This is a genomic window from Streptomyces mayteni, assembly GCF_054783955.1.
On the sequence record NZ_BAAGPR010000082.1, the window covers coordinates 1 to 24508 of the forward strand.

The 24508-nt window shown below is 71.0% G+C and carries 19 protein-coding genes; 15 read left to right on the plus strand and 4 right to left on the minus strand.

What is annotated here, in order from left to right:
* A partial coding sequence (locus ACYVPE_RS28515) for an acyl carrier protein (protein ID WP_461036606.1) occupies nucleotides 1-872 on the plus strand: 872 nt, incomplete at its 5' end.
* A gap of 137 nt (nucleotides 873-1009) precedes the next feature.
* Here ACYVPE_RS28515 and ACYVPE_RS28520 read toward each other — a convergent pair.
* The 3 genes from ACYVPE_RS28520 to ACYVPE_RS28530 all read right to left on the minus strand — a co-directional run bounded on the left by ACYVPE_RS28520 (nucleotide 1010) and on the right by ACYVPE_RS28530 (nucleotide 3817).
* Entirely contained in the window at nucleotides 1010-1981 is a 972-nt protein-coding gene (locus ACYVPE_RS28520; protein ID WP_461036607.1) for an NAD(P)-dependent alcohol dehydrogenase, read from the minus strand.
* Nucleotides 1982-2115: 134 nt separating this feature from the next.
* Nucleotides 2116-3156 (minus strand): hypothetical protein, encoded by a 1041-nt coding sequence (locus tag ACYVPE_RS28525; RefSeq protein ID WP_461036608.1) that lies wholly within the window; start codon nucleotides 3154-3156, stop codon nucleotides 2116-2118.
* Between the two features lie 55 nt (nucleotides 3157-3211).
* Nucleotides 3212-3817, minus strand: coding sequence for a TetR/AcrR family transcriptional regulator (locus ACYVPE_RS28530; RefSeq protein ID WP_461036609.1), 606 nt, complete (start codon nucleotides 3815-3817; stop codon nucleotides 3212-3214).
* Nucleotides 3818-4370: 553 nt separating this feature from the next.
* Between ACYVPE_RS28530 and ACYVPE_RS28535 the strand changes: the two genes are divergently transcribed.
* Together ACYVPE_RS28535 and ACYVPE_RS28540 are read left to right on the plus strand one after the other, a co-directional pair.
* A complete protein-coding gene (locus tag ACYVPE_RS28535) occupies nucleotides 4371-4655 on the plus strand; it encodes a helix-turn-helix transcriptional regulator (RefSeq protein ID WP_461036631.1) in 285 nt (94 codons plus the stop codon).
* A 202-nt stretch (nucleotides 4656-4857) separates the two neighbouring features.
* On the plus strand, nucleotides 4858-5703 hold the full coding sequence (locus ACYVPE_RS28540) for a tyrosine-type recombinase/integrase (RefSeq protein WP_461036610.1): 846 nt from the start codon (nucleotides 4858-4860) through the stop codon (nucleotides 5701-5703).
* A 241-nt stretch (nucleotides 5704-5944) separates the two neighbouring features.
* On the opposite strand, the gene ACYVPE_RS28545 is transcribed toward ACYVPE_RS28540, so the two are convergent.
* Nucleotides 5945-7474 carry a helix-turn-helix domain-containing protein gene (locus ACYVPE_RS28545; RefSeq protein ID WP_461036611.1) on the minus strand — a complete coding sequence of 510 codons (1530 nt, stop codon included), beginning with the start codon at nucleotides 7472-7474 and terminating at the stop codon, nucleotides 5945-5947.
* Nucleotides 7475-7592: 118 nt separating this feature from the next.
* On the opposite strand from ACYVPE_RS28545, the gene ACYVPE_RS28550 reads away from it, so the two are divergent.
* From ACYVPE_RS28550 to dxs, 12 genes are all read left to right on the plus strand, one after another.
* The gene (locus ACYVPE_RS28550) at nucleotides 7593-8540 is read left to right on the plus strand and encodes a DUF1648 domain-containing protein (RefSeq protein ID WP_461036612.1); all 948 of its coding nucleotides are present in this window, start codon (nucleotides 7593-7595) and stop codon (nucleotides 8538-8540) included.
* 1 nt (nucleotide 8541) lies between these two features.
* Nucleotides 8542-8937: a GntR family transcriptional regulator gene (locus ACYVPE_RS28555; RefSeq protein WP_461036613.1), complete on the plus strand. Its 396-nt coding sequence runs from the start codon at nucleotides 8542-8544 to the stop codon at nucleotides 8935-8937.
* 9 nt (nucleotides 8938-8946) lie between these two features.
* Nucleotides 8947-9510 (plus strand): DUF1697 domain-containing protein, encoded by a 564-nt coding sequence (locus ACYVPE_RS28560; protein WP_461036614.1) that lies wholly within the window; start codon nucleotides 8947-8949, stop codon nucleotides 9508-9510.
* Nucleotides 9511-9723: 213 nt separating this feature from the next.
* The gene (gene acnA / locus ACYVPE_RS28565) at nucleotides 9724-12456 is read left to right on the plus strand and encodes an aconitate hydratase AcnA (RefSeq protein WP_461036615.1); all 2733 of its coding nucleotides are present in this window, start codon (nucleotides 9724-9726) and stop codon (nucleotides 12454-12456) included.
* A gap of 265 nt (nucleotides 12457-12721) precedes the next feature.
* Entirely contained in the window at nucleotides 12722-14146 is a 1425-nt protein-coding gene (gene ngcE / locus ACYVPE_RS28570) for an N-acetylglucosamine/diacetylchitobiose ABC transporter substrate-binding protein (protein ID WP_461036616.1), read from the plus strand.
* 19 nt (nucleotides 14147-14165) lie between these two features.
* Nucleotides 14166-15185 (plus strand): carbohydrate ABC transporter permease, encoded by a 1020-nt coding sequence (locus ACYVPE_RS28575; protein WP_461036617.1) that lies wholly within the window; start codon nucleotides 14166-14168, stop codon nucleotides 15183-15185.
* A gap of 43 nt (nucleotides 15186-15228) precedes the next feature.
* Nucleotides 15229-16155, plus strand: a complete 927-nt coding sequence (locus ACYVPE_RS28580; protein WP_461036618.1) for a carbohydrate ABC transporter permease — start codon at nucleotides 15229-15231, stop codon at nucleotides 16153-16155.
* A 169-nt stretch (nucleotides 16156-16324) separates the two neighbouring features.
* The gene (locus ACYVPE_RS28585) at nucleotides 16325-17500 is read left to right on the plus strand and encodes an ROK family transcriptional regulator (RefSeq protein WP_461036619.1); all 1176 of its coding nucleotides are present in this window, start codon (nucleotides 16325-16327) and stop codon (nucleotides 17498-17500) included.
* Between the two features lie 259 nt (nucleotides 17501-17759).
* Entirely contained in the window at nucleotides 17760-18863 is a 1104-nt protein-coding gene (locus tag ACYVPE_RS28590; RefSeq protein ID WP_461036620.1) for a sugar ABC transporter substrate-binding protein, read from the plus strand.
* A gap of 1572 nt (nucleotides 18864-20435) precedes the next feature.
* A complete protein-coding gene (locus tag ACYVPE_RS28595) occupies nucleotides 20436-21245 on the plus strand; it encodes an ATP-binding cassette domain-containing protein (RefSeq protein WP_461036621.1) in 810 nt (269 codons plus the stop codon).
* A complete protein-coding gene (locus tag ACYVPE_RS28600) occupies nucleotides 21238-22467 on the plus strand; it encodes a sugar ABC transporter permease (RefSeq protein WP_461036622.1) in 1230 nt (409 codons plus the stop codon). Before ACYVPE_RS28595 ends, ACYVPE_RS28600 begins: the two co-directional genes overlap by 8 nt.
* Nucleotides 22468-22579: 112 nt before the next feature.
* A complete protein-coding gene (gene dxs, locus ACYVPE_RS28605; RefSeq protein ID WP_461036623.1) occupies nucleotides 22580-24484 on the plus strand; it encodes a 1-deoxy-D-xylulose-5-phosphate synthase in 1905 nt (634 codons plus the stop codon).
* Nucleotides 24485-24508: the final 24 nt, after the last annotated feature.

The window sequence follows — 24508 nt, forward strand, 5'->3', positions numbered from 1 at the left end:
GCCACCAGCACGGCCTGCCCGCCCACTCCCTCGCCTGGGGCCTGTGGGAAACCACCAGCGGCATGACAGGCCACCTCACCACCACCGACCACCAACGACTCGCCCAACACCACCTCGCACCCCTCACCGACACCCAAGGACTCACCCTCCTCGACACCACCCTCACCACCACCCACCCCCACACCATCACCGCCCACTTCACCCAGCCTCCGAGGGCGGCGGGCCTGCCGGCCAACGGCGCAGTGCCGGTGGGCGTGGGGAGCCCGGGCGGGCGTAACGGGGTGGACCAGGTGGTCGGTTCGGGCGATCGGAGCGGGCTGGCGGCTCAGTTGGCGAAGGCCACCGGTTCGGAGCGCAGGCGGATGCTGATGGATCTCGTCCTGGGCACTGTCAGCGTGGTGTTGAAGCACGATTCGGCCGCCGGCCTCGACCCGGACCAGGGGTTCCTCGACCTCGGCTTCGACTCGCTCACCGCCGTGGAGCTGCGCAACAACCTCAACGCGGCGACCGGTCTGCGCCTGCCGACGACCACGATCTTCGATCACCCGACGTCAGCCCGGCTGGCGGCCTATCTGGACGCCGAACTTCCGGCTGTGGCCGGGGCGCGGCCGGGGCACGGCGCGGCCGATGATCCGTTCGCCGTGCTGGACCGGTTGGAAGCCGCCCTGGCGGGTGTCCCGCCGCATGGTCAGCGGGACAGGTCGGAGCTCGCGGTCCGGCTCGCGTCGCTGCTCGCCCGTCTCGAGGCGTCGGGGGAGAGCGGGCCGGGCCACGGGGCGGGGGACGAGGACGCGTTCGCGGGTCTGAGCTCGGCCTCGGACGAGGAGATCTTCAGTCTGATCGACGGCGACCTGGGGCTGCCCGACACCTGATCGAACCGGCGGCGATCCTGGACATGCTGCGGCCTGTGCCAGGGGCGGTGAGTCGGCTGGTTGCCGGCCCCGGCCCTGGCACAGGCCGTGTCGTGGTGCGTCGGTGCGTCGGCGTGCGGATGGGGCGGGTGCCCCGGTCAGTGGGCGTGGGTGGTGACGACCCGGATGACGCGCTTGCCACGGCTGTGCCCGGTCTCCGCGGCGCGGTGTGCCTCGGAGATCTTCTCCATGGGGTACACCTCGTCGACGACCGGGCGGAGTTCGCCCCGCTCGACGTAGCCGGCGAGTGCGTTGAGGCCCTTGCGGTTGGACTTGGCCTGGGCGATGCGCACCCGCGGGCCGAGCAGGAGGAGGGACAGCATGGCGTAGCCCATGCCCTTGGGGGCGAGAGTCACCATCTTCCCGCCGGACTTCAGTCGCTTGCGGTACGTTCCGAGCGACGTGCCGTGCAGGTCGATGACGGCGTCGAACTTCTTGCTGGAGAGAAGTGAGCCGAGGTCGGCGTAGTCGTAGGTCTCGGTGGCGCCAAGAGTCGCGCAGAAGTCGGCGTTGAACGCGGCCGAGACGGCCCCGACCTCCGCCCCCAGCGCGCGGCAGATCTGGAGGGCGACACTGCCGATCCCGCCGCTGGCACCGACGACGAGCACCCGCTGCCCCGTCCCGACGCCGACGGCGCGGACGGCCGCCAGGGCCGCCAGTCCCACGGTGGGGATGGCGGCCGCGTTCACCAGGTCCACTCCCGAGGGGACAACGGTGACCTGGGACTCCTTCACGCACAGGTACTCCGCGGTGGTGGCGGCGCTGACGGCTAAGACGCAGCCCCACACGCGGCGGCCGACGAGGGAGTCGTCGACCTTGGAGCCGACGGCGACGACCTCACCGCTGAAGTCCTGGCCGATGCCCTTGGGGAAGCGGAAGCCGCTGAGCAGGCGCATCTTGCCGCCCCGGACCTGGGCCTCGATCGGGTTCACGCTGGAGCCGTGCACCTTCACCATCACCTGTCCGGCGGCGGGTTTCGGCATGGGCACGTCGGCGACCCGCAGGACATCGGGTTCACCGTATTTCTGGTACCGGACGGCACGCATCGTCGTCTCGTGGATGGCGGGCATGAGGAGGGCTCACCTCTCAGGGATTGCTGGCCAGATGGAGTTTCGAACCGCGCGAAGTGTTGTGCGCACGGTGGGCCAGCACCCGACCCTGGTGTTGGCCCACCGTGTGTTCGACGAAGGTCGCGGTGACCGCGTCATGCCCTTGCGGGCTCCGGCGTGCCCGGGGCGGGGGCCGTGGGCGTGCCGGCCTTGGCGGCGCGGCGGATCCCCAGGGAGAAGAGGGCGACGCCGATGATCAGCCAGCCGGTCAGTACCAGCAGCGGTTGGACGATGTTCGCGCCGTCGAAGAAGGAGAGGGCCCGCAGTAGCGATCCGCCCGCGCCCGGCGGGAGGAACTGGCCGACCTCCCCCCACGGCTCGGGCAGCCACTGCTTGCCTCCGGAGAGGCCGGACAGCGGGTTGGCGACCAGGATCAACAACGCCGCGCCCAGGCCGAGGCCTCGGGGACCGAGCACAGAGCGCAGGCCGATGATCATCCAGCAGGTGGCGGCCAGGGTGATGGCCAGGCCCAGGGAGGTCAGCAGGTACGTGCCCTCGATGACGCCGAAGCCGTACTGCAGCATGGCGGTGAGGGCGAATCCGCCGACCAGGGAGAAGACGAACGCCGTCGCGACCTGCTCCACCGGGCGGCGCAGGACGACCACGATGACGAGTGCGGCGACATAGCCACCCAGGACGAGAGGTGTTGCCCCCGATGCCAGGCCGGTACCGAGCGGGTCGTCCTCGGGCAGCGGCGCCAGGTCCTCGACGGTGACGCCGGGCTCGACCGGCTGACCGGAGAGCGAGGGGCCCAGCGCGCGCAGGCCGTTGGCGATCTGGGCGCTGCCCGAGCTGGCGATGAGGATCTGCGGATCGGCGTCACCCTCGCTGACGACGATCGCGCCGTAGATGTCGCGGTTGGTGATGTCCTCCCGCGCGGTCTCGGCGTCCGGGAGTAACTCGATGTCATACGCGTCGGGTTGGGAACTCTCCAGGGCGTCGGCGACCTGCTGGGCCTCGGCCGCCGGGCCGGCCACCGCGATCGGGACGTTGTGGGGCCCGGAGTTGATGGCCGGGAGGATGAACGCGGCCAGCATCAGGCCGAGCAGCGCGGTCATGCCGAGGATGACGACGGGAACCCGCCGCCCGCCGGCTGCCTGGGGACCGGCGGTATCAGTGCGATCGGTTGCGGACATGGTGATGACACTCCTGCTGAGTAGGAGGAGAACGGGACAGGGGGTGAAGCGCTGACTACGACAGATCGAGGTGGATCAGGTTCATCGCCCCCCGGATCGCGTCGGCCACCGAGGCCGGTCGGCCGTGGCGGGCCCAGTGCTCGACGGCGCCCCGGGTGACGGCGACCGCGGTGGTGGCGGCGATATGGGGAAGCGGGTTCTGCTCCGGATCGGTGCTGGTCCGCTCGGCAACGGCGTCGACCAGCGTGCTGACGGCCTGGCGGTCGAACCTGATCTGCTGGGCGGCCAGGGCCGGGTGGTCGGCGATGAGCCTGAGATGGGCGACCGCTATCGGCCCGAAGTCACGCTCCTCGGCCACGGCCATCTCGATGAGGGCCGCGGTCAGCGCCTCCCACAGCGGCTCGTCGGTCGGACGCGCCAGCAGTGCCGTGCGCACCCGCTCGGCCCGCTCCACGCCGCTGGCGACGACCGCTTCCTCTTTCGAACGGAAGTAGTTGTTGAACGTGCGGGTGGAGACGCCCACTTCGGCCGCGATGTCCTCGGCGCGGACCTCGTCCCAGCCGCGCTCCGTGCCCAGCCGGATGGCCGCATGGCACAACGCACGCCTGGTGGCCTCCTTCTTGCGCTCCCTCAGTCCGGTTGCGGTGACAGCGTCGCTCATGCTGCCAGCCTGCCAGAAATTTTCTTGCCGCGCAATTTTTCTTGTTCAGCAAGTTGCCTGGCTGTGAAGAGGGCTGGATGCCCCCGGCGGGGTGATCGACTCGGGATCCGGCGCCACGTCCTCGGCGGGGTACGGCGGCCCGGTGAGGGGGCCGACCGTCGCCGGCCAGCGCGTCGTCGATCGACGACTCTCGGGGGAAGACTGCTGACCACGGCTAAAGGGGCCCCAAAGCCCCACCGGGCCGTCGCTCGACGGGCGCGTCACCTGCCCCGGGCCCTTCCGGCACGTGAAAGACCCGTTCTCACAGGTCGGGGCCGTTCTCTCAGCACTCGATGATGTTGACCGCCAGCCCGCCCCGCGCCGTCTCCTTGTACTTGACGTTCATACGCCGGTCTGTGTCACACAGGTCACCGCAGAGTGAAGTGGGCGGCTGTGTCAAATCTTCTTTACTGCGGAGCCTTGGTATCTCTTGCTTCTGTGCCTGCTGGGCTGATTCAGCGTGCGTAGTTGGCAAGGAGGTCCTTTGCGTTACCACTGCTCCGGGAGATCTATGATGTGCAGCGAATCTGAGTCCGTGGTTGAGCCCGTCCTCCTGAATGCCCGCGATGCGGCCACGTGCCTGGGGATCTCAGTCAACACGCTTTATGTGTGGCGGCATCGGAGGCAAGGGCCGCCCAGTTTCCGTCTCGGGATGCAGGGGCGGGTCATGTACCGGTTGGAAGCGCTCGATGCCTGGATCCGCGAGCAGGAGCAGGCGGATTCGCGATCCAATGCCTCCCTGAACCCTCTCGGGGAAGTGGGCTCTTCGCGCCGCGGAGGCTTTGGGCTATCGGCTTGACAAGCCGAGATTTGTACAGCACGTTATGCTTCCTGCTCGTCCGTACGGCGTTGCACGGGAAGTGCACGCGCTATCGCGTGAGGGGCATTCCTGGTGTATCAAGGACCGGTTATTCGACACACTCCAGGATGCCAAGACCTGGCTGGCTCAGGCCCAGACGGATGCGCGGCGCGGTGAGTTCGTTGACCCGCGGGACGGGGCCATGACCCTCAAGGAGTACATACAGACACGTTGGTGGCCCACGCAGAGCGGGGATCCGTCGACCCTGGAACGGATCGAGCAGAGGGTTCGCCAGCACATTCTCCCGCACCTCGGTTCTCTGCCGCTCAACACGGTTGGGACAGAGCGGCTGCGCTCCTGGAAGAAGGAACTGGAGCAGGATCTCGGGCCGACTTCGATCCGGCTTGTGTGGTCGACATTGTCCGGCATACTTCAGGCTGCCGTCGAAGATCGTCGTCTGGTCCGCAATCCCTGCCATGCGCGCACTGTCCGGCCGCCTTCCCCCGCCGCGGGCCGGGTTGAGGTATGGGCTCCTGAGCGCGTGCGGGCAATTCGCGCGACCTTGCCGGAGCGTTATCGGATTCTCGTCGCGATCGGCGCAGGGCTCGGTCTCCGCCAAGGGGAAGCCTTCGGGCTCGGCCCGGATGCCATCGACTTCGCCGCAGAAGTCGTGCATGTCCGGCGGCAGGTCAAAATGGTGCGGGCGAAACTGTGCTTTGCCCTGCCGAAGGGACGCAAGGTCCGCGATGTGCCTCTGCCGCCGAGCGTGGCCGCCGCCCTCCGACAACACATGGAAGTACTTGCGCCGGTGCGTGTCACGCTTCCCTGGGACGATCCCAGCCCTCCCGAGACGGCGGTGGAGGCCAAACAGCGGCGCCCCAGGTCGTACGCACTCCTGGCGACAGGTCGGGAGCGTCGGGCGATCAACCGGAACTACTTCAACTCGTACGTCTGGAAGCCTGCCCTGGCCGGGGCTGGTGTGATCGCTCCTTTACGGATTCCACGCCCTGCGACACTTCTACGCCTCCGAGCAACTGGAGGCCGGTGAGTCGGTCGTGTCCCTTGCCCAGTGGCTCGGTCACGCGGATCCCGGGTTCACGCTCCGTAAGTATGCGCACTTCCTGCCACGCGCGGGGGCCCGAGGATCGGCCGCCATCGACGCGGTCTTCGGCAGTGACCGGAACGGCCCGGATACGGCGGAAACTCCCAGAGCACTCCCAGAGACGACGTCGCACCCCCTCCGGCTCAACGTTTCCGCAGGTCGGAAGGGGTGCGTCGAACGGGCTCCGTCAGATGTTGCGGAAGGTCTCGATCTGGGCGCCCACCGAGTTCAGCCGCTCCGCCAGGTCCTCGTAACCGCGGTTGATCACGTAGACGTTGCGCAGCACCGAGGTGCCCTCGGCCGCCATCATCGCCAACAGCACCACCACGGCGGGCCGCAGCGCCGGCGGGCACATCATCTCGGCCGCCCGCCACCGGGTCGGGCCCTCGACCAGCACCCGGTGCGGGTCGAGCAACTGGAGCCGGCCGCCAAGCCGGTTGAGGTCGGTGAGGTAGATCGCCCGGTTGTCGTAGACCCAGTCGTGGATCAGCGTCGAGCCGTGCGCCGAGGCCGCGATCGCGGCGAAGAACGGCGCGTTGTCGATGTTGAGGCCGGGGAACGGCATCGGGTGGATCTTGTCGATCGGCGCCTCCAGCTTGGAGGGGCGCACGGTCAGGTCGGCCAGCCGGGTGCGGCCGTTGTCCGCCTTGTACTCGGGGCCCAGGTCGTGGTCGAGGCCCATGCCCTCGAGCACCGCGAGCTCGATCTCCAGGAACTCGAGCGGCACCCGGCGGATCGTCAGCTCCGACTCGGTGACGACCGCCGCCGCGATCAGGCTCATCGCCTCCACCGGGTCCTCGGACGGCGAGTAGTCCACGTCGCGGTCGATCTCCGGCACGCCGTGCACGGCCAGCGTGGTGGTGCCCACGCCGTCGATCCGCACCCCCAGCTGCTCGAGGAAGAAGCACAGGTCCTGGACCATGTAGTTGGACGACGCGTTGCGGATCACCGTGACCCCGTCGTGCCGGGCGGCGGCGAGCAGCGCGTTCTCGGTGACGGTGTCGCCGCGCTCGGTCAGCACGATCGGCCGCTCGGGGGAGATCCCGCTGTTGACCGTGGCGTGGTACATGCCCTCGGTGGCGGTGACCTCGAGGCCGAACCTGCGCAGTGCCATCATGTGCGGCTCGACGGTGCGGGTGCCCAGGTCGCAGCCGCCCGCGTAGGGGATCTTGAAGCGATCCATGCGGTGCAGCAGCGGGCCGAGGAACATGATGATGCTGCGGGTGCGGAGCGCCGCCTCCTTGTCGATGGTGTCCAGGTCGAGTTCGGCCGGCGGCACGATCTCCAGGTCGGCGCCCTCGTTGATCCAACGGGTGCGCACCCCGATCGAGTTGAGCACCTCGAGGATGCGGAAGACCTCCTCGATCCTGGCGACCCGACGCAGCACCGTGCGGCCGGAGTTGAGGAGGCTGGCGCAGAGCAGGGCGACGCAGGCGTTCTTGCTCGTCTTGACGTCGATGGCGCCGCTCAACCGGCGCCCGCCGACCACCCGTAGGTGCATCGGGCCGGCGTAGCCGAGCGAGACGATCTCGCTGTCCAACGCCTCGCCGATGCGGGCGATCATCTCAAGGCTGATGTTCTGGTTGCCCCGCTCGATGCGGTTGACCGCGCTCTGACTGGTACCGAGCGCCTCCGCGAGCTGGAGTTGTGTCCAGCCACGATGCTGACGTGCGTCCCGAATGAGCTGTCCGATCCGGGCGAGGTAGTCGTCGATCATATGCACGAGCTTATCTCAGATATGAGATGTCGCCGCACAGGGTCGGCTGTTCGGGTGAGTACGCCCCTCGTGGGGTATGCTCGAATTATTCTAGTCCAATGCGAACAAAGGGGTTCTCATGAGCACCGCACGACGAGTCTCCGTGGTGGCCGTGCCGTTCGGCCTCGCCACCGTGGCCTACGGCGCGGTCTTCCTGGCGAACCAGGACCGGCTGCCCGAGCGTCTCGCCACCCACTTCGGGACCGGCGGTGAGGCCGACGGCTACCTGAGCCGGGCCGGCGCGCTCTGGTTCGGCGGCGGCCTGCTGCTCGGTCTCGGGCTGCTGTTCGGCCTGATGCTGCTGCGGGCGGGTGACGCGCCGGGGCAGCGGCTGACCGCCGCGGTCGGCGCGGGCGTGGCCGTCACCCTCGGGTATCCGCTGATCGCGACCGTGCTGATCAACGCGGACGTCTCCGACCCGGCCGCGGCGCGGCTGCCGATATGGCACGTGGCCGTGCTGCTGTTCGCCAGCCTGGCGGCCGGCGGCCTCGCCTGGTGGGCCGCGGGCCCCGGCGTGTCGCGCGCGCCGGAGCCACCGGTTCCCGCCCTGTCTCTCCGCGCGGGGGAGGTCGTGGCCTGGAGCCGGATCATGGTCTCCCGGGTGGTGCTCTTCGCCGCCGGCGCCGGCGCCCTCGGGGGGATGGTGGTGGTGCTGTTCGGGCCGCCGTGGGCCGGGCTCGTGCCGCTGGCCGTCGCGCTGCTGTGCGCCGTCTCCGCCAGCGTGCGGGTCACCGTCGACCGGCGTGGCCTGGCCGTCGGCTCGACGCTGCTGCCCCGGCCCCGGCTCGCCGTCCCGCTCGACCGCATCGTGAGCGCCACCAGCGTCGAGGTCAACGCCACGGCGGACTTCGGCGGTTGGGGCTACCGGATCCGCCCGGGCCGCCGGGGCGTGGTGCTGCGCTCGGGCGAGGCGCTGTCGGCCCGGCTGGCCGGCGGGCGCGAGTTCGTGGTCACCGTCGACGACTCGACCACCGCGGCCGCGCTGCTCAACGGGCTGTGCGACCGCCGCGCGGGGGAGCGGGGCTGACATGCTCTTCCGCGTGGTTCCCGGCTCACCCGTGCCGCTCGGCGAGCAGATCGCGGCCTGCGTGCGGGGCGCGATCGCCGACGGCGCCGCCCTCCCAGGCGAGCGGCTGCCGCCGGCCCGCGAGGTCGCCGAGTCGCTCGGCGTCAACATGCACACGGTGCTGCGCGGCTACCAACGGCTGCGTGACGAGGGCCTGATCGAACTGCGGCGGGGCCGCGGCGCGGTGGTCACCGCCGCCCCGGGCGCGGCGCAGCGGGCCCGGCTCACCGAGGGCGTCCGCGCCCTGGTCGCCGAGGCCCGCGAGCTCGGTCTCGCCGACGAGGAGTTCCTCGCGCTGGTCCGCGGCGCGCAGTCCTTCGCCGAGCCGTCCGCCGATCCCCGCCGGGCCGAACCCTAGGGTGGCGGCATGGCTGAGAATGTCGCGTATGCCGCGCTGTTGCGTGGGATCAACGTGGGCGGGCACCGCAAGGTCCCGATGGCGGAGTTGCGGCTGCTGCTGACCGAGCTGGGCCACGGCTCGGCGCGCACCCATCTGCAGAGCGGGAACGCGGTGTTCACCGCGCCCGCCGCCGACCCCGCCGCGGTGGCCGCCGCGATCGAGGAGGCGATCGCCGAGCGGTTCGGGTTCCGGGTCGACTGCCTGGTGCTCGGCCGCGACGAGCTGCGGGCCGCCGTCGAGCGGTGCCCGTTCCCCGCCGCAGAGCTCGACCCGGCCAAGCTCGTCGTCGTCTTCCTCACCGGCCCGGCGGCGGAACACCCGGTCGCGGACACGGACCCGGCGCGCTGGGCGCCGGACGAGTTCCGGGTCGGCGAGCGGGAGCTCTTCGCCTGGTTCCCCGACGGGATGGGCCGCAGCAAGCTCGGCGAGGCGCTGTCCAGGCCGGGCCGCGGCCTCACCGCCACCGCCCGCAACTGGCGCACCGTGACCACCCTCGTCGCGCTCGCCGACGAGCTGGCCGCGGCCGACTGAACGGCCGCGCGCGGGCAGCACGTGGCGCCCGCACATGCTCGCGACGGGCTCATGTACTAGAGTTATCTCGACATCGAGATATCTGGTGACGGCGCAGCGCGTGCCGCCCCGCCGCCCGGCAGTGCACTTAGGGTCACCTTACCAAGTCCTGTCGAGTCGCGGACGGCAGCATTGCGGCAGAACGCGCGAACACATGTGTTGAAGGAGACAGTCGTGTCGGCGAACAGCTTCGACGCCCGCAGCACGCTGCGGGTCGGCGACGAGTCGTACGAGATCTTCCGGCTTGACAAGGTGGCGGGCTCCGCCCGGCTGCCGTACAGCCTGAAGGTGCTGCTGGAGAACCTGCTCCGCACCGAGGACGGGGCCAACATCACGGCGGATCACATCCGCGCCCTCGGCGACTGGGACGCGACCGCCCAGCCGAGCCAGGAGATCCAGTTCACGCCCGCCCGCGTGATCATGCAGGACTTCACCGGCGTGCCCTGCGTGGTGGACCTGGCCACCATGCGCGAGGCCGTCCGCGACCTGGGCGGCGACCCGGCGCGGATCAACCCGCTCGCCCCGGCCGAGTTGGTCATCGACCACTCCGTGATCGCCGACAAGTTCGGCACCCCGAACGCCTTCCAGCAGAACGTCGAGCTCGAGTACGGCCGCAACCGCGAGCGCTACCAGTTCCTGCGCTGGGGCCAGACCGCGTTCGACGAGTTCAAGGTCGTCCCGCCCGGCACCGGCATCGTCCACCAGGTCAACATCGAGCACCTGGCCCGCACCGTCATGGTGCGCAACGGGCAGGCGTACCCCGACACCCTCGTCGGCACCGACTCGCACACCACCATGGTCAACGGCCTCGGTGTGCTCGGCTGGGGCGTCGGCGGCATCGAGGCCGAGGCCGCCATGCTCGGCCAGCCCGTCTCCATGCTGATCCCGCGCGTCGTCGGCTTCAAGCTCACCGGCGAGCTGCCCACCGGCACCACCGCCACCGACCTGGTGCTCACCATCACCGAGATGCTGCGCCGGCACGGCGTCGTCGGCAAGTTCGTCGAGTTCTACGGCCAGGGCGTGTCCGCCATCCCGCTGGCCAACCGCGCCACCATCGGCAACATGTCGCCGGAGTTCGGCTCCACCGCGGCCATCTTCCCGATCGACGCCGAGACCATCGGCTACCTGCGGCTCACCGGCCGCGACGCCCAGCAGCTCGCCCTCGTCGAGGCGTACGCCAAGGAGCAGGGCCTCTGGCACGACCCGAGCCACGAGCCCGAGTACTCCGAGTACCTGGAGCTCGACCTCGCCACCGTCGTGCCCTCGATCGCCGGCCCCAAGCGCCCCCAGGACCGGATCGCGCTCGCCGACGCCAAGGTCAGGTTCGGCGAGGACGTGCGCGTCTACGTGCCCGCCACCGACGCCGACGAGGCCGGCAAGGAGTCCTTCCCCGCCTCCGACGCGCCGGCCGTCAGCAACAGCGCGCCGAGCAAGCCGGTCACGGTCACCGCCGCCGACGGCTCCACCTTCCAGATCGACCACGGCGCCGTCACCGTCGCCGCCATCACCTCCTGCACCAACACCTCCAACCCCTCCGTGATGGTGGGCGCAGCGCTGCTGGCCAAGAAGGCGGTGGAGCGCGGCCTGACCAGCAAGCCCTGGGTCAAGACCACGCTGGCGCCCGGCTCCAAGGTCGTCATGGACTACTACGACCGCGCAGGCCTCACCCCCTACCTGGACAAGCTCGGCTTCAACCTGGTCGGTTACGGCTGCACCACCTGCATCGGCAACTCGGGCCCGCTGCCCGAGGAGATCTCGCAGGCGGTCAACGACAACGACCTGGCCGTGGTCTCCGTCCTCTCCGGCAACCGCAACTTCGAGGGCCGGATCAACCCGGACGTCAAGATGAACTACCTGGCGTCCCCGCCGCTGGTGGTCGCCTACGCCATCGCCGGCTCGATGACGATCGACATCACCACCGAGCCGCTGGGCACCGACCCGGACGGCAAGCCCGTCTACCTCAGCGACATCTGGCCGTCCGAGCAGGAGATCGAGCAGGTCGTCGCCTCCGCCATCGGCCAGGAGATGTTCGGCCAGAGCTACGCCGACGTCTTCGCCGGCGACGCCCAGTGGAACGCGCTGCCGATCCCCACCGGCTCCACCTTCGAGTGGGACGCCGAGTCCACCTACGTCCGCAAGCCCCCGTACTTCGAGGGCATGGCCATGGACCCGGAGCCGGTCGTCGACATCGCCGGCGCCCGGGTGCTCGCCAAGCTCGGCGACTCGGTCACCACCGACCACATCTCGCCCGCCGGCGCCATCAAGGCCGACACCCCGGCCGGCCAGTACCTCACCGAACACGGCGTCGCCCGCCGGGACTTCAACTCCTACGGCTCGCGGCGCGGCAACCACGAGGTGATGATCCGCGGCACCTTCGCCAACATCCGGCTGCGCAACCAGATCGCGCCCGGCACCGAGGGCGGCTACACCCGGGACTTCACCCGAGCCGCCGAAGAAGGCGGGGCCCCCGTCTCCTTCATCTACGACGCGTCGAGCAACTACCAGGCCGCCGGCGTGCCGCTTGTGGTGCTGGCCGGCAAGGAGTACGGCTCCGGGTCCTCCCGCGACTGGGCGGCCAAGGGCACCGCGCTGCTCGGCGTCCGCGCCGTGATCGCCGAGTCCTACGAGCGCATCCACCGCTCCAACCTGATCGGCATGGGCGTGCTGCCGCTCCAGTTCCCCGCCGGCCAGAGCGCGGACTCGCTCGGCCTCACCGGCGAGGAGACCTTCTCCTTCACCGGCGTCACCGCGCTCAACGACGGCGGCACCCCGGAGACCGTCCGGGTCTCCACGGACACCGGCGTGGCGTTCGACGCCGTGGTGCGCATCGACACCCCCGGCGAGGCGGACTACTACCGCAACGGCGGGATCATGCAGTACGTGCTGCGCTCCCTGATCCGCAAGTAGACTCCGCAATTTCAAGATCAACAGGCGACCGCGGATAGCCGGTCGGACGACATAGGCGCATCCGTCGCCACAAAGTCGTCAAACGCACGGGCCGCCCTCCTTTTTCCGGAGGGCGGCCCGTGTCGTGTGTCGTGGAGATCTCAACTCGGAAAAGCCTCCCACGATCGGGGTACGCGATCTTCCAAGCCCGAGTGAATTGGACTATACCTGTCGAGATCCGATCGGCCCCCACCGTCTGATCCCTCTCGAAGGCGAGGACTTGAACATGCATTCCGGTCCATATCTCAACCGCCGTTCCCTGATCAGAGGCTCCGCCGCCGCGGGGCTGCTCGCCGTCCCGGCGGTCGGCGCGCTCACCTCCTGCGCCAGCGGCGGCGGCAGCGGCGACGACGGAGGCGCCGAGCGGGGAGAGAGCACCACCGACAACCCCTTCGGCGTCAACGCCGACACCGAACTCGAGGTCGTCATCTTCGACGGCGGCTTCGGCGACCAGTACGCGATCGACGCCGAGGCCCTCTACCAGCAGCGGTTCGGCACCGTCGACCACACCAAGACGCAGGAGATCCAGTCCCTGCTCCAGCCCCGCATGGTGCAGGGCGACCCGCCGGACGTCATCGACAACTCCGGCGCCCAGGCGATGGACATCGCCGCCCTGATCCGCAACGACCAGGTGCACGACCTCACCGAACTGCTCGACGCGCCCTCGCTCGACGACCCGTCGGTCACCGTCCGGGACACCCTGATGCCCGGCACCGTCGAGATGGGCCAGTTCGGCAGCGAGTCCTGCTACCGCCTCAACTACGCGCTGCACGTCTACGGCCAGTGGTACTCGCGCACCGCGATGGAGCGGATCGGCGCCGAGTACCCGCAGACCTGGGACGAGATGCTGGCCGTCTGCGAGGCCGCCAAGCGCGAGGGCATCGCCGGCTGGACCTACACCGGCGTCTATCCCTACTACCTCCAGTTCACCCTCTACCCGTTCATCGCCAAGATCGGCGGTGTCGAGGTCCTGCAGGCCCTCGACAACCTGGAGCCCAACGCCTGGCGCCACGACGCGGTCCGCGCCGCCTTCGAGGCGTACTACGAGCTGACGGCCCGCGGTTACGTGCTGCGCGGCAGCCCCGGCATGACCCACGAGGAGTCCCAGACCGAGTGGACCCAGGGCCGCGCCCTGTTCATCCCCAACGCCACCTGGGTGGAGAACGAGGCCGCGGCCACCACGCCCGACGACTTCGACATGGCCGTCGGCCCGCCCACCGGGCTCGACGCCTCGGACGCCATGCCGTTCGGCACCCTCTGGACCGCGCCGGGCGAGCCGTTCTTCGTGCCGGCCGCCGCCGACAACGTCCCCGGCGGTCTCGAGTTCCTGCGCACCATGCTCGGCCGCGAGTCGGCGCGGAACTTCACCGAACTCGTCTCCTCGCTCACCGTGGTGCGCGGCGCCGCCGACGGCCTCTCGCTGCCGCCAGGACTCACCAGCGCCTCCGCGATCCTGGAGGCCGCGGGCGACAACCTCGTCAGCTCCCGGCTGCCCGACTGGTACCGGCAGCTCAACAACGAGGAGATCGGGGGCGCCATGGCCGCCATGATGGCCGGCGAGATCGAGCCGGCCGAGGCCATCGACCGCTGCCAGCGCGCCGCGGACGCGACGGCCCAGGACGACTCCATCCAGAAGTTCCAGCACGCCTGACCCGCACCCAGGGGGCGGTATGAAGGACTCCCCGCGGGGCCAGGAACGACTGACCCCCCGCGACAGACTGCTGTTCACGGTGGCGTTCCTCGTGCCGCCCCGGTTCACCCCGGACCGGGTGCGGCACGACCGCCGCTACCGGAAGCTCGACCAACGCCGGTTCATCGCCTGGTTCCTGGCCCTGCCGCTGCTGGTCTACCTGATCTTCGTCGTCTCGCCGTTCCTCCAGGCGTTCTTCTACTCGCTCACGGACTGGACCGGCTACAGCGCGACCTACACCTTCACCGGGCTCGAGAACTACCAACGCATGGTCGAGGACGACAAGTTCTGGGACTCGGCGGTCAACAGCCTGCTGCTGCTCGTCCTCGCCCCGTTGATCACGCTCGCCCTCGGCCTCTTCCTCGCCTACATGGTCAACGTCGGCGGCCGGCGCGGCGGCGGCAGCGGGGGCGGGGGCGTGCCGGGATCGCGGGTCTACAAGATCGTCTACTTCTTCCCCCAGGTGATCTCCATCGCGGTGATCGCCGTCATCTGGGCCCGGATCTACAGTCCCACCGGGCTGCTCAACGAGGGGCTCGGCGCCGTCGGGCTCGACTCCTGGCAGCGCGAGGACTGGCTGGGCGGCGAGGTGGCCGTCTGGTGCGTGCTCGCCGTGCTGTGCTGGTCCTTCGTCGGCTTCTACGTGGTGCTGTTCTCCGCCTCCATGAGCTCCATCCCCGGCGAGATCTACGAGGCCGCGCTGCTCGACGGCGCCGGACGCACGGTGACCTTCTTCCGGGTGACCCTCCCGCTCACCTGGGACACCGTCCGCACCGGCTGGATCTACATGGGCATCCAGGCGCTCGACGCCTTCGCGCTGGTGGACGTGATGGTCCCCGAGCACGGCATGGACGTGCTGCCCAGCTACCTCTTCGAGAAGGCGTTCCGGGACGCCCAGGCCGGCTACGCCACCGCCATCGGCGTCGCCCTGTTCCTGCTCACGCTGGCCTTCGCCCTGGTGATGATGCTGGTGGGCCGGCGCGAACGGGTCGAGCTGTAGGGCACCTGGTGCGGCCATCCCGGGAGATGAGGAGAAACCAATCGTGAGCGTCACCAGCACCGACCCGCGGCAGGACAGCCCGCCCGCAGGACCGGGCGGCGCCGGACCCCCGACCGCCGGCGAGCCCGAGCGGCGCGACGCCGCGGGCGGCGTGCTCAACGTCTTCGCCCACTCGTTCCTGGTGCTCTGGGCGGTGCTGGCGGCCGCGCCCGTGATCTGGGTGGTGATCTCCAGCCTCCGCCCGCACGCCGACGTCGTCGCCGACCCCTTCGGCCTGCCCACCGAGCTGAGCTGGGACAACTTCACCCACGCCTGGACCAACGCCAACATCGGCCGCTACACCGTCAACTCGCTGATCGTCCTCGCCGGTTCGCTGACCGGGACGATGCTGCTCGGCTCCATGGCCGCCTACGTGCTGGCCCGCTACAGCTTCCGCGGCAACCGGGCGATCCACCTGCTCTTCACCGGCGGGCTGATGTTCCCCGTCTTCCTGGCCCTGGTGCCGCTGTTCTTCGTGCTCAACAACTTCGGCCTGCTCAACACCAGGCAGGGCCTGATCATCGTCTACATCGCCTACTCGCTGCCGTTCACCACCTTCTTCCTGGTCTCCTTCTTCCGCACCCTGCCGAGCGGCGTCCAGGAGGCCGCGGCCCTGGACGGCGCCTCGCACACCAGAACCTTCTTCCAGATCATGATGCCGATGGCCAGACCCGGGCTGATCAGCATCGGGATCTTCAACTTCCTCGGCCAGTGGAACCAGTTCGTGCTGCCCCGGGTGCTCAACGTCGGCGACCCGGACGACGCCGTGCTGCCCCAGGGCCTCGCCGCGCTCATGGTGCAGCAGGGCTACGAGGGCGACTGGGGCGCGCTCTACGCCGGCGTCACCATGTCGATGCTCCCGGTCCTCGTCGTCTACGTCACCTTCCAACGACAGGTGCAGTCCGGCCTCACCGCCGGAGCGCTCCGCTGAACCCACCGGTAATCCGCGTTATCCCATGGCCCGGTGGGGGTGCAAGCGGTTTCCCCGCTGTTCCCCCACGCAGGGCCCCGAGTTCATATAGTGGGCGCGGGCCGCGCTGCCGCGGCGGCCGGCGGGTCCACAGCGGTGCCCGCCCGGGAGACCGGAAGTGGAGTGATCCGTGGAGACTCCGGGGTCGCAGTCCTCGCTGCACCGGGCCAATCTGGAACGCGTGGTCCGCGCCGTGCGCGCGGCCGGCTCGCTCACCCAGGCCGACATCGCGAGAACCACGGGTCTCTCCGCCGCGACCGTCTCCAACATCGTTCGGGAGTTGAAGGGCCTCGGCACCGTCGAGGTCCGCACCACCTCGGCCAGCGGCCGGCGCGCCCGCAGCGTCTCGCTCTCCACCGACGCCGGGATCGTCGTCGGCGTCGACTTCGGCCACTCGCACCTCCGCGTCGCGGTCGGCAACCTGGCCCACCAGGTGCTGGCCGAGGAGGCCGAGCCCTTCGACGTCGACTCCTCGGCCGACCAGGGCTTCGACCGCGCCGAGAAGCTCGTCGGCCGGCTGCTCACCGTGGCCGCCGTCGACCGCGCCAAGATCATCGGCATCGGGCTCGGCGTGCCAGGACCCATCGACGTGGCCACCGGCGCGCTCGGCTCCACCGCCATCCTCCCGGGCTGGCGCGGCACCAACCCGCGCGAGGAGCTGGAGGCGCGGACGGGCGTGCGGGTGCACGTCGACAACGACGCCAACCTCGGCGCGCTCGGCGAGTACGTGTGGGGGAGCGGCCGCGGCGCCGGCGACCTCGCCTACATCAAGGTGGCCAGCGGCGTCGGCGCCGGCCTGGTCATCGGCGGCCAGATCTACCGCGGCCCTGGCGGCACGGCCGGCGAGATCGGCCACATCACGCTCGACGAGTCGGGCCCCGTCTGCCGCTGCGGCAACCGCGGCTGCCTCGAGACGTTCACCTCGGCCCGGCACGTGCTGCCGCTGCTGCACGCCAGCCACGGCACCGACCTCACCATGCACCGGGTGGTCCAGCTCGCCCGCGAGGGCGACCCCGGCTGCCGGCGCGTCGTGGCCGACGTCGGCCGCCACATCGGCACCGGCGTCGCCCAGCTGTGCAACCTGCTCAACCCCAGCCGGGTGGTGCTCGGCGGCGACCTCGCCGAGGCCGGCGAGATCGCGCTCGGCCCGATCCGCGACTCCGTCGGCCGCTACGCGATACCCAGCGCGGCCCGCCAACTCACCCTGGTGCCGGGCGCGCTCGGCGGCCGCGCCGAGGTGCTCGGCGCACTGGCCCTGGTGCTGCGGGAAATGGGCGACGGAATGCTGCTCGGCCCGGCCACCTGAGCGACCCTCCCCGAACGGGCGGGAAACGGGCGGGGATCGGGCGCCGGCGCGACGCGAAATGCCCGAACGGGCAATCGAAATGCGGGAGCCGGTCGTTGTTCCCGTGAATTCGGATACTAAACAGGCGTGACCCGAGTCATCAAAAGTCTCGGTTCGGTTGACGCATGCTTCAAGTATTGACGACACGAATACCGGGGAGTTAGCTCTCTGCCGACCCAAGGCCGCGGAGTTGCTGCCCTACCGGAAGGCGAAGCCAACCATGCGTCAATTACTGCGAAGTGCCGCCGTTGGAGTCACGACCGTCGCCCTGGCCGCCGCCCTGGCCGCCTGCGGCGAGGCAGGTGGGGGAGACGACGACGAGACCGACGCCGGCCCCAACGAGGGCGGCGGCACCATCGGCCTGCTCCTCCCCGAGGACGCCACCACCCGCTACGAGGCGTTCGACCGGCCCTACATCGAGGCCAAGATCCAGGAGCTCTGCGCCGACTGCGAGGTTCAGTACTCCAACGCGGGCGAGGACACCAACACCCAGGGCCAGCAGTTCGACGCCATGCTGACCTCGGGCGTCGACGTGATCATCCTCGACCCGGTGGACGCCACCGCCACCGCCTCCTGGGTGGAGCAGGCCGCCGCCGAGGGCGTCCCCGTGGTCGCCTACGACCGGCTCGCCGAGGGCCCGATCGACGCGTACGTCTCCTACGACAACGAGCGCGTCGGCGAACTCCAGGGCGAGGCCCTGCTCTCCGCGCTCGGCGACTCCGCCGAGGGCGCCCGGGTGGTCATGATCAACGGCTCGCCCACCGACCCCAACGCCGCCCAGTTCAAGGCCGGCGCGCACTCGGTGCTGGACGCCGCCGCCGAGGTCGTCTTCGAGCAGGACATCCCGGGCTGGGACTCGGCCGTCGCCAACGAGGAGATGAACACGGCCATCGAGTCGGTCGGCGACGACGGCTTCGACGCCGTCTACGTCGCCAACGACAGCATGGCGGCCGGCGTCCTCACCGCGCTCGACTCCGCCGGCGTCACCGACGTCCCGGTCGGCGGCCAGGACGCCGAACTCGCCGGCCTCCAGCGGATCGTGGCCGGCCAGCAGACGTACACCATCTACAAGGCGCTCCGCGAGGAGGCCGAGTCCGCCGCCGAGATGGCGATCCGCCTGCTGCGCGGCGACGCGCTCAACGACCTCGCCCCCGACGCGGTCGACAGCGCCACCGACGAGGGCATCCCCTCCCTCCTCCTCGAACCGGTCGCCGTCACGGTCGACAACATCGCCGACACGGTGATCGCGGACGAGCACTACACGGTCGAGGACATCTGCACGGCCGAGTACGCGGAGGCGTGCGCCGCCGCGGGGCTGACCTGACGGGTTTCCCCCACCCACCCACCCTTTCCCCTGCCGGGGCCGGGTGTGCGCGGCCCGTGGTGGGTGGGTGCCTCCCGGCTGGCGCCGGCCGGGCGGCGTGGTTCGCCGCTCGGGCGGCGGAGCCGTGGCCGTCGGGACGGACCTCCCGGGCGGCTTCGCCGCCGGCCGCTCGGTGGACGGCCCTGCCGTCCCGGCAGCGGGTGTTGGAGCGCGGCCGCACGCGGCGTTCGGCCCGTGGCCGGTGGGGTTCTTCCGTGCGGCGGCCCGCAGGGGCTTGCGGTGCGGCCGCCGGACCGGTCCGCCCCCGCCGGGGGCGGGTTGGTCCGCAAGGCTGTGGCTCCGGCCCGCGCCGGGTCGGTCTCGCCGGCCGGAGGCCCGCCGACGGCTTCGCGGCCGGTCCGCCCCCGCCGAGTTGGCGCCGACCGGGCCTGGCCTTCGGCAGGCTGCCTCCGGCCGGGTGGCTTCGCCACCCGGCCATGTCGGTCCGGCCTACGGCCGGCAGGACGAGCCTCCGGCTCGTGGGTGGCGATCCGGGCGGCGCCTTCGGTGGCCTTGCGGCCGGGCCTCCGGCCCGGGGGCTTCGCCGCCGGGAGCGGGGCTCGCGGGTCCGCCGCGCGGAGCGGCCCATGGGTTCGCCATCCAGGCGGGTGGCTTCGCCGTCGCGGTCGCGTCGGTGTCGGTCTGTGGCTGGTTGGAGGGGCTTCCGGCTGGTGGCCGTGGCCCCTGGTCGGCGACCGGGGTGGGGGCTTCGGTGGCCTTGCGGCCGGGCCTCCGGCCGGTGGTGGCTTCGCTGCCCGGAGCGGCCAGTGGGTTTGCCATCCAGGCGGGTGGCTTCGCCGCTGCGGTCGCGTCGGTGCTGGTCTGCGGTTGGTTGGAGGGGCTGCCGGCTGGTGGCCGTGGGGCTCTGGTCGGCGACCGGGGTGGGGGCTTCGGTGGCCTTGCGGCCGGGCCTCCGGCCCGGGGGCTTCGCCGCGCGGAGCGGCCAGTGGGTTTGCCATCCAGGCGGGTGGCTTCGCCGTCGCGGTCGCGTCGGTGTCGGTCTGTGGCTGGTTGGAGGGGCTTCCGGCTGGTGGCCGTGGCCCCTGGTCGGCGACCGGGGTGGGGGCTTCGGTGGCCTTGCGGCCGGGCCTCCGGCCGGTGGTGGCTTCGCCGTGCGGAGTGGCCAGTGGGTTTGCCATCCAGGCGGGTGGCTTCGCCGCCCCGGCCGCGTCCGTGCCGGCCTACGGCCGGCAGAACGGGCTGCCGGCTGGTGGCCGTGGGGCTGCCTGGTCGGCAATCCGGACGGGGACTTCGGCGGCTCTGCCGCCGGGCCGGCTGGACCGTTGGGCGGCTTCGCCCAAGGCGGAGCGGGCCGGGGCGGCTTGCCGCCCCGCGCGGACGCCGGGCCGGGTCGGGCCTTCGGCCGCCCGGCCGGCAGGGCCGGTCCCCTGCCGGCTTCGCCGCCGCGCCGCGCCTGCGGCGGGTGGGTGGGTGGGTGGGGGAAACCCGGCGCGGGGCCGGGGAAGGGCGGGAGGGTGGGGGAGAACCGGCCGCGGTCCAGGGAAACACATCGTCGTTGGAGGAGTTGACCGCATGACAACCGCCACCGCACCCCCGATCCTCACGCTCCGCGGTGTGTCCAAACGGTTCGGCGCCGTGCGGGCGCTCACCGACGTGGAGTTGGAGGTCAGGCCCGGGGAGGTCACCGCGTTGGTCGGTGACAACGGGGCCGGGAAGTCCACGCTGGTGAAGACGATCGCCGGCGTGCACCCGGTCGACTCGGGGCTGATCTCCTGGAAGGGGGACCCGGTCCGCATCGGCAGGCCGCACGACGCGCAGGAGCTCGGCATCGCGACCGTCTACCAGGACCTCGCGCTCTGCGACAACCTCGACGTCGTCGCCAACCTGTTCCTCGGCCGCGAGATACGCCGCCGCAGCGTGCTCGACCAGGTGGCGATGGAGCGGCGGGCCAGGGAGTTGCTCGACACGCTGTCGATCCGGATCCCCAGCGTCCGCATTCCGGTGGCCTCGCTCTCCGGCGGGCAGCGCCAGGTGGTGGCCATCGCCAGGGCGCTGGTCGGTTCGCCCGAGGTGGTCATCCTGGACGAGCCGACCGCCGCGCTCGGCGTCGAGCAGACCGCCCAGGTGCTCGACCTGATCGAGCGGCTCAGGGAGCGCGGCCTCGGCGTGATCCTGATCAGCCACAACATGGCCGACGTGCAGGCCGTCGCCGACCGCGTCGTCGTGTTGCGGCTCGGCCGGAACAACGGGGTGTTCCGGGTCGCCGAGGCCTCGGGCGAGGAGATCATCGCCGCCATCACCGGCGCCGCCGACAACGCCGTCGCGCGGCGCGAGAGCCGCGGCACCGGCCAGGCGGACAGTCAGGAGCAGAGCCATGAGTGAGAACCTCGCGACCGATCCCCGGCTGCTGGTCCGCGAGCGGGGTCTTGTCGGCTACCTGGCGGAGTTCCGGCGCCGGATCCGCAGCGGTGAGCTGGGGTCCATCCCGGTCGTCGTCGGCATGGTCGTCATCGCGATCGTGTTCCAGGCGGAGACGGGGAACTTCCTCGCCCCGCGCAACCTCAGCAACATCGCCGTCTACATCGCCGGGCCAGGGATCATGGCCGTCGGCATCGTGCTCGTGCTGCTGCTCGGCGAGATCGACCTCTCGGTCGGCTCCATGGCGGGCCTCTCCGCCGCGATCTGGGCGGTGCTCTCGGTCAGTCACGGCGTGAACGACCTGCTGGCCATCGTCCTCGCCGTGGCGGCGGGCGCCGCCGTCGGCACCGTGCACGGCTTCTTCTTCGCCAGAATCGGCGTGCCGGCGTTCGTCGTCACACTGGCCGGGTTCCTCGGCTGGAGCGGCCTCCAGATCTGGGTGATGGGGGACGAGGGCACCATCAACGTGCCCTCCGGCAGCCTGGTCCGCGACTTCTACAACTTCTACTTCAGCGACATCTCCGCCGCCTACTCGCTGGCCGCCGTGCTCACCGCCGGCTACGTGTTCGCGCTGTGGCGCGGCGAGCGCCGCCGGCAGGCGGCCGAACTGCCATCCAGGACCCGCGGCGAGATCGTGCTGCGCGGCGCCCTGGTCGCGGTCGCCGCGTTCCTCACCGCGTACACCCTCAACCAGCACCGGGGGCTGCCGCTGGCGCTGGTGATCTTCCTGGTGATCCTGCTGCTGGCCGACTTCATGGTCCGCCGCACCACTTTCGGCCGGCAGATCTACGCCGTCGGCGGCAACGCCGAGGCGGCCAGGCGCGCCGGCGTGAACGTGGAGTTCGTCCGGCTCAGCGTCTTCGTGATCGGCAGCGCGCTCGCCGCCTTCGGCGGGCTGTTCTACGCGGCGCAGGCCGGCGGCGCCTCGAAGAGCCTGGGCTCGGGCAACCTGCTGATGAACGTGATCGCGGCCGCGGTGATCGGCGGCACCAGCCTTTTCGGCGGCCGCGGCTGGATCTGGTCGGCGCTGCTCGGCACGCTGGTCATCCAGTCCATCACCACGGGGCTCAACCTGATGGGCATGTCGAGTGAGATCCAGTACATGATCACCGGCGCGGTGCTGCTCCTCGCCGTGGTGGTGGACTCCGTCTCCCGGCAGACCAGGCGTACGGCCGGGCGAACGTGACCGCCGCCCGGCGGGCCCGTGGCAAACCCTCGGCCTGCGGGCCCGCCGGGCGGCTCGTCACACTAAACTTCGTCGGACGGTCATGGAGACAGCCCGACTGCAAGGAGGAACGGTGCCGCTGCTGACCCGTATCTCGGGACCGCGCGATCTCGACCGGTTGAGCCCCGAGCAACTGGACGAGCTGGCCGGAGAGATCCGCTCCTTCCTCATCAGCTCGGTCGCCAGAACCGGCGGCCATCTGGGCCCCAACCTGGGCGTCGTCGAACTCGCCATCGCCCTGCACCGGGTGTTCGACTCGCCGCGTGACAGCATTCTCTGGGACACCGGACACCAGTCATATGTCCACAAACTGCTCACCGGGCGACAGGACTTCTCCCGACTTCGGGCGAAAGATGGCATTTCCGGCTATCCGTCCCGCGCCGAGTCCGAGCACGACGTGATCGAGAACTCACACGCCTCGACCGTGCTGGGCTGGGCCGACGGCCTCGCCAAGGCCAACCAGCTGCGCGGCCAGCCACACCACGTGGTGGCCGTCACCGGCGACGGCGCCCTCACCGGCGGCATGGCCTGGGAGGCGCTGAACAACATCGCGGCCGCCAAGGACCGCCCGCTGGTCATCGTCGTCAACGACAACGAGCGCTCCTACGCGCCCACCATCGGCGGCCTCGCCAACCACCTGGCCACCCTCCGCACCACCGACGGCTACGAGCGCTGGCTGGAGCGCGGCAAGCAGATGCTCAGCCGCACCCCGGTCGTCGGCCGCCCGCTCTACGGCACCCTGCACGGCGCCAAGAAGGGCCTGAAGGACGTCATCGCCCCGCAGGGCATGTTCGAGGACCTCGGCCTGAAGTACCTCGGCCCCATCGACGGCCACGACATCGGCGCCCTGGAGTCGGCGCTGCGGCGCGCCCAGCGCTTCGGCGGCCCGGTCATCGTGCACGTCATCACCGAGAAGGGCCGCGGCTACCAGCCCGCCAGGGACGACGAGGCCGACCAGTTCCACGCCGTCCCGGTGATCCACCCCGACACCGGGCTGCCCGTCTCCCAGTCGAGCGCCGACTGGACGTCCGTCTTCGGTGAGGAGATCCTCAAGCTGGGCCGGGAGCGCGAGGACATCGTGGCCATCACCGCCGCGATGCTCCGCCCGGTGGGCCTCGCCGGCTTCGCCGACGAGTTCCCCGACCGGGTCTTCGACGTCGGCATCGCCGAGCAGCACGCCGCCGTCTCCGCCGCGGGCCTGGCCACCGGCGGGCTGCACCCGGTCTTCGCGGTCTACGCCACCTTCCTGAACCGGGCGTTCGACCAGCTGCTGATGGACGTCGCCCTGCACCGCTGTGGCGTAACGTTCGTCCTCGACCGGGCCGGCGTCACCGGGCCCGACGGCGCCTCCCACCACGGCGTCTGGGACATGTCGATCCTGCAGTGCGTGCCGGGGCTGCGGCTCGCCGCCCCGCGCGACGCCGACCAGCTGCGCGCCCAGCTCCGCGAGGCCGTCGAGGTCGACGACGCCCCCACCGTGGTCCGCTACTCCCGCGGCAAGGTGGGGCCGCCCGTCGCCGCCGTCGGCACCATCGGCGGCATGGACGTGCTGCTCCGCCCCGAGGACGACACCGTGCGGCCCGACGTGCTGCTGGTCTCCGTCGGCGCGCTGGCCCCCGTCTGCCTGGAGACCGCCGAGCTGCTGCGCAAGCAGGGCATCACCTCCACCGTGGTCGACCCGCGCTGGGTCAAGCCCGTGGACCCGGCGCTGCCCGAGCTCGCCGCCGGCCACCGCGTGGTGGTCACCGTGGAGGACAACAGCCGCGCGGGCGGCGTCGGCTCGGCCATCGCCCAGGCGCTGCGCGACGCCGACGTGGACGTGCCGCTGCGCGACTTCGGCATCCCCGAGCGGTTCCTGGAGCACGGCACCCGCGAGGAGGTGCTGGCCGCCGCGGGCCTGACGGGACCCGACATCGCCCGCCAGGTCACCGGCCTCGTCGCCCGCCTGGAAGGGCCGCTGGACGCCACCCGCGCCTGACCCGTGCGGCGCCGCCGCCCCCGC

What these genes read in the sequence shown, in the direction of transcription:
- ngcE (WP_461036616.1), top strand. Translation starts at nt 12,722, where the DNA reads ATGCATTCCGGTCCATATCTCAACCGCCGTTCCCTGATCAGAGGCTCC.
- ACYVPE_RS28535 (WP_461036631.1), top strand. Translation starts at nt 4,371, where the DNA reads ATGTGCAGCGAATCTGAGTCCGTGGTTGAGCCCGTCCTCCTGAATGCC.
- ACYVPE_RS28550 (WP_461036612.1), top strand. Translation starts at nt 7,593, where the DNA reads ATGAGCACCGCACGACGAGTCTCCGTGGTGGCCGTGCCGTTCGGCCTC.
- ACYVPE_RS28545 (WP_461036611.1), bottom strand. Translation starts at nt 7,474, where the DNA reads ATGATCGACGACTACCTCGCCCGGATCGGACAGCTCATTCGGGACGCA.
- ACYVPE_RS28560 (WP_461036614.1), top strand. Translation starts at nt 8,947, where the DNA reads ATGGCTGAGAATGTCGCGTATGCCGCGCTGTTGCGTGGGATCAACGTG.
- ACYVPE_RS28540 (WP_461036610.1), top strand. Translation starts at nt 4,858, where the DNA reads ATGACCCTCAAGGAGTACATACAGACACGTTGGTGGCCCACGCAGAGC.
- ACYVPE_RS28575 (WP_461036617.1), top strand. Translation starts at nt 14,166, where the DNA reads ATGAAGGACTCCCCGCGGGGCCAGGAACGACTGACCCCCCGCGACAGA.
- ACYVPE_RS28555 (WP_461036613.1), top strand. Translation starts at nt 8,542, where the DNA reads ATGCTCTTCCGCGTGGTTCCCGGCTCACCCGTGCCGCTCGGCGAGCAG.
- ACYVPE_RS28525 (WP_461036608.1), bottom strand. Translation starts at nt 3,156, where the DNA reads ATGTCCGCAACCGATCGCACTGATACCGCCGGTCCCCAGGCAGCCGGC.
- ACYVPE_RS28600 (WP_461036622.1), top strand. Translation starts at nt 21,238, where the DNA reads ATGAGTGAGAACCTCGCGACCGATCCCCGGCTGCTGGTCCGCGAGCGG.
- ACYVPE_RS28595 (WP_461036621.1), top strand. Translation starts at nt 20,436, where the DNA reads ATGACAACCGCCACCGCACCCCCGATCCTCACGCTCCGCGGTGTGTCC.
- ACYVPE_RS28520 (WP_461036607.1), bottom strand. Translation starts at nt 1,981, where the DNA reads ATGCCCGCCATCCACGAGACGACGATGCGTGCCGTCCGGTACCAGAAA.
- ACYVPE_RS28530 (WP_461036609.1), bottom strand. Translation starts at nt 3,817, where the DNA reads ATGAGCGACGCTGTCACCGCAACCGGACTGAGGGAGCGCAAGAAGGAG.
- ACYVPE_RS28590 (WP_461036620.1), top strand. Translation starts at nt 17,760, where the DNA reads ATGCGTCAATTACTGCGAAGTGCCGCCGTTGGAGTCACGACCGTCGCC.